1 protein-coding gene is annotated in these 1320 nt (G+C 56.5%); it reads left to right on the top strand.

Going from position 1 to position 1320, the window contains the following annotated elements:
• Positions 1–162 precede the first annotated feature (162 nt).
• A partial coding sequence (locus MHX61_RS11205) for an IS1249 family transposase (RefSeq protein ID WP_370658423.1) occupies positions 163–1320 on the top strand: 1158 nt, incomplete at its 3' end.

Here is a 1320-nt window from a genome sequence, read left to right as displayed (position 1 = left end):
GGGTTAAGTAGCAAAAAGTGTGTCTGAGTTACAGTGATCTTGCTGCTCAGGTTGGGTAAATCGGGCGGATATAAGGTCTTGGTGCTTATATCCGCGCGTTTCGTGTTCAATCCATCGGAATGGCACCCCCATGTGCTAGTCGGGGGTTGGTGTGCTTTCCGGGTGAGTAAAAACAGGCCACGATGCCCGGTATGTACTGGGCAAATGAAGAAAAACGGAACCACATCCAAAGGCACAACCAGGTGGCGGTGCAAAGACCCGAACTGCGGTAGCTCCACAACACGAACCCGCACCGATCGCACGCAGGCCCGCAACTTTAAAGCCTTCGTCTCCTATGCCACCTCCACAGCAACGTTGTCTGAACTCGCCGGGCAACAAAGGGTGAGTCGCTGGACGCTTGATCGCCGATTCGAACCGTTTTGGCTCATCGACATCCCCAACGACGGTGCCCTGCAGCGCGTCTACGATCAGATCTTCATCGACGGCACCTACACCGCAGCTGGCTGTCTGCTTGTGGCAGCCAGCCGCGACCACGTCATTGCGTGGCACTGGACCAAACACGAAACCGCCCACGCATACACGCAGCTACTTCGCAAAATCGCCGAGCCGCTCTGCGTCGTCCTCGACGGCGGACAAGGCGCACTCACCGCGATTAAAGCCTGCTGGCCAAACGCAATGATTCAGCGTTGCCTCGTTCATGCGCAACGCGTCATCCGCCGCTACACCACCTCGCGGCCGCGTACCGACGCCGGCAAAGCCATCTACACACTGGCGTTGAAACTAACCCGTGTCACCACGCTCGACCAGGCACGGGAGTGGACGCTGCGCCTGCACGACTTCGGTCAGGTATTCAAAACATTCCTCAACGAGAAAACACCCGTGCCAAAAGAGCGCCGAACACTCAATAACCAGTGGGAATGGACTCACCTGCGGGTACGCAAAGCCTACAACTCACTGCTGCACCTATCGCGCAACAATTGGCTGTTTACCTACCTGCAGCCACCACCGCATGCGCTTGATCCTCAACGCTGGGCTTCAACGACAAACAGTCTTGAAGGCGGCATCAACGCCCAGCTCAAACGCATCGCCGATGCGCACCGAGGCAGGTCTGGGGAACGCCAACGAAAAATGCTCGAGTGGTACCTCCACACCAAAAAGCAACTGCCTGACGATCCGCTAAAAATCGCCAGGCAGTGCAATTTTGGCCAAGATCAACTCGCCAAAGTCAACGATCTTGCCGAAGAAGACCACAACAAAGCCGACCAGGAAACAGGACGACCAGCCTTCTACGACAACGCTATCCCAACCGAGTACGAACAC

Source organism: Corynebacterium sp. ACRPF (assembly GCF_022347395.1).
In the GTDB taxonomy this organism is placed as follows: domain Bacteria; phylum Actinomycetota; class Actinomycetes; order Mycobacteriales; family Mycobacteriaceae; genus Corynebacterium; species Corynebacterium tuberculostearicum_D.
Note: the sequence above shows the minus strand (reverse complement) of the source record. Positions and strands in the feature narration are given on the sequence as shown.